At 44.1% G+C, this 3458-nt stretch carries 2 protein-coding genes; both read right to left on the reverse strand.

The annotated features are described in order from the left end of the window. Positions 1 to 275: 275 nt before the first annotated feature. On the reverse strand, positions 276 to 1685 hold the full coding sequence (locus tag IM477_RS15960) for a hypothetical protein (RefSeq protein ID WP_287732538.1): 1410 nt from the start codon (positions 1683 to 1685) through the stop codon (positions 276 to 278). 304 nt (positions 1686 to 1989) lie between these two features. After that, on the reverse strand, positions 1990 to 2931 hold the full coding sequence (locus tag IM477_RS15965) for a glycosyltransferase family 2 protein (protein WP_287732540.1): 942 nt from the start codon (positions 2929 to 2931) through the stop codon (positions 1990 to 1992). Positions 2932 to 3458: the final 527 nt, after the last annotated feature.

The following is a 3458-nucleotide window of genomic DNA, read 5'->3' on the forward strand; positions in this document are numbered from 1 at the left end:
ACTGTCTCTTGAAGCTAATTATGATGATTATCTTGAAAAAAAATGATAATTAGACAGAAGTTCTCTTGTTCACATAGAGAACTTTATCTTCTTTTGTTTTCAAAATGAGAATTGCTGGTCCACTACTTTTGATGTAGATTTTTTTACTATTCTATGGTGTGGGAATCGGGGGACACAGGGAAAACGCCCATCTGGTGGCGCAGTTAAGAAAGTCAGAAGCCAGAAATCGGGTGGGGAAAAAATTCTGTCTTCTGCCTTCATAGCGGGCAATCTGCCTACTGATGAGATTCTAGCCTCGTGGTTTTGCTATTGTCCCCATCCGAGAATAAATCATCGCTAAATAGATCATCAAGGGGCAGTTCTTCGTCAGAAGGTAAGGATTCTAGATTAGCCATTTCTTCATTATCCAACATACTGAAGAAATCTAGTTCTTCTTGGTCACTCGCAACAGAAGCAACATTTTGGCGGTTAGATGCAACTGTAGGGGTTTCTTCCGCAAAATAATCGAATAATTCGGGGTTATTGCTGTCATCGGTATCAGCAAATAAGTCATCTAGAAAATTTTGGTTATCAGCGAATTTTTCGGTGTCGGGGGCTAATAAATCAGAGAAACTGGTGTCACTGCTAACGGTTTCTTGAATCTGAACGTAATTACCCGATAATTCTTCTAGGCTACCGATAGTTCTCGTTTCTTCCTCTAATGTTAAACTGTTGAGAAATTCTATCTCAGCAGCGGACATCTCCCAGTCAGAGATTGCTGGTTCTCCCATGAGGGAAAAATCTTCGATCTCAGTCATTTCTGGAGAAACTAAGGTTTCTTCTGGGCTGTTTAAACAGTCAAATGTCTCCTCGGAAACTGGTGTTTCTAGGGGAATTTCAGGGGCAAATTCTGGTTCCAATACTAGGGTTTCTTCGGTGATAAAACCATCAAAAGGATTCATCTCACTGCTGAATTCTGATTCGGAAACTGGCGTTTCTAGGGGCGTTTCAGGGGCAAATTCTGGTGGCAATACTAGGGTTTCTTCGGTGATAAAACCATCAAAAGGATTTATTTCTTCGGCACTGGGGCTATCGGGGAAATCATCCCAGGGTTCGACGATTTCAGTGGTTCGATCATCCACTACCGTTTGGCGGGCGTTTTGTAATTCTAACAGTTGGCTTTGATAACCCTGTTCTAGTTGTTGAATTTGCGACTGATAGCCCTTTTCTAATTCTAGAATCTGCTCCTGTTGACTTTGACGCAGGGCTTCCATTTCCCCTTGCTTCCCGTCTATGATCTCTTGTATTTGACTTTGATAGCTTTGGCGCAATTCCTCGATTTTAGCTTCGTATTCGGGTTGAAGTGGCTGAATTTGGGTTTTATCGGCGACTTCCACGGCTTGAGCGGGATTTGCGCTGGCTATCTCTTGTAAACGTCCTTGGCTATCTTCTAACTCTTCTTGCAATTTAGCCACTTCTTCTCTATAGGTGGCTTCGATATTGCGAATCCGTTCTTCGGAGAGAGCGAGTTGTTTTAACTGTCCTTTGCTGTCTTTTAACTCCTTTTCGGTTTCACCTAAAGCCGCCCGAATTTTCTCATATTTCTGTAGTGCTTCCCTGATTTTTCCCTCTTGCAGGGCATATAAAGCCCCACCCCCGATCGCACCTCCACCGACAAAACCGATTAAAATATCGAAGATATTCATTATGGGATTCCTCCTATAGGAAAATTTACTTCTAATATGCCCAATCTCGGAGAATAATTCACAAGGGGCAAATGTGGTCAGTGTTTTCCGCCGCTCTCTATGCCGATTGCTTTTGATTGTGGCAGCAATTATCAGAAAAAGAAAGCAAATATTCAGTTTTTTATCGGCAAATGTTCACCTTTAGGGCAGTTATCTCGATGGTGAGGTACAAAGTCTCTGGTTTTAGGGAGTCGGTTGTCGATGTCAAATCCAGTCATACCTCGTCTTTGTGAGAAACGCCGTCGGTGGTGTTCGGCAAGACATTTCACTGAAGCTGTATTTCCCGATAAGCTTGATAAACGCCGCGCACGTTGTACCAATTGAGAAAAATGCGGGCAATTTCTAGGGCTAATTGCGGTTTACCTCGATCGATCAACCATTGTAACAGAGGGGAGAGGCTGCGTTCATTCAGGGTTCCCCCCAGGGAAAGTAAACCCCACAACAGTCGATGAATCCAAGTCATTTGAATCATCATCCGCACTTCCCAGGTGGGATGTTTTTGATAAAAAAGCACTCCCATTCGTCCTCGTTGAATTTCCTTATCGATGAGATTGGGAATTTGAGCGAGATTAAAGGGGGGATGCCAATGATAACCGACGGCTTCAGGACATTTGATTAATTTTAGTCCTAATTGCTTCAATCTCACCCCTAATTCCAAATCTTCCCAACCGTAGAGTTGAAACTGGGTATCAAATAATCCCGCCGCTAATAACCATTTTTTAGCGATCGCCACGTTGCCCGTGGCAAAATAGGCGGCGGAGAAATCGGTGATTTTATAGGGTTCACTGGTGGGATGCTCGAAGTTACAGGTATTAATGACAATGCCGTAGGTAAATAAGCAATCGCTGCCGAGACTTTCTGCCCCGGCGGTTAAAGCGTCGGCGTGGGCTTGCAAAAAATTTTCTGTCACTACCAGATCGCTATCGATAAAAATAATCGTATCACCACTAGCTTTTTCTACCCCCAGATTCCTAGCGATCGCCGGTCCGCCGTGCTCCTGTTGCCACAGTTGCAGATGGGGTAAATTAGCCTTTTGACTTTCTAGCCAAGCGATCGTCGCATCGGTAGAGCCATCATCGACAAGGACTATTTCGTAGTTTTCCACTTTATTATCGGTTAAACGCTGATTTTCTAGGGCTAGTAAACATTTTTTTAAAATTGCTTGGCGATTGTAGGTAGGGATGACAACACTGATCAGCACGGGCATTCGGGGGTCAAGATTACCGTTTTAGCTTACCAAATAACCTCGGTTCCTTGATTAGACCTCCTGCAAAAATCAACAATCTTCATTCAGGATTCAGGAGACAGGATTCAGGAGACAGGATTCAGGAGACTATTTTTATTTATTCTCCCCATCTCCCCCCGCAACGCGCACGAAGTGGTCTCCCCACCTCCCCCCCACCTGACAGGTGTAGGTTTATTACAAAGAGGTGAGCAGTCACACACTCAAGGTGAGAAAATCAAGCTAGAGATTTAGAGGAGCATCGTGAAAGGCAATGCTGAAAAACAAATATCTCAAGCAGTGGTCGTGCATAGTTTCAGAGCATCTACCCCATTTGTCAATACCGCAAGCTATCGGATTGGCAACTTGGAGCTTCGGGATGGTCTTGACATCCTCACCGCCGTAAACGGACGGTGATTCCCAAACCTCACGATTTAGGTTTCTGCTTCTTTCCCGAAGGATTTTTCGCACCTGCCTTAACAGATTTACTCTGTTCTGGTCTTATGGTCGCT

It is taken from the genome of Microcystis sp. M090S1 (assembly GCF_020246295.1).
Taxonomy (GTDB): Bacteria; Cyanobacteriota; Cyanobacteriia; order Cyanobacteriales; family Microcystaceae; genus Microcystis; species Microcystis aeruginosa.

Excerpts from the sequence above, each read along its gene's own strand:
- IM477_RS15960 (WP_287732538.1), bottom strand. The coding sequence starts at position 1,685 with ATGAATATCTTCGATATTTTAATCGGTTTTGTCGGTGGAGGTGCGATC.
- IM477_RS15965 (WP_287732540.1), bottom strand. The coding sequence starts at position 2,931 with ATGCCCGTGCTGATCAGTGTTGTCATCCCTACCTACAATCGCCAAGCA.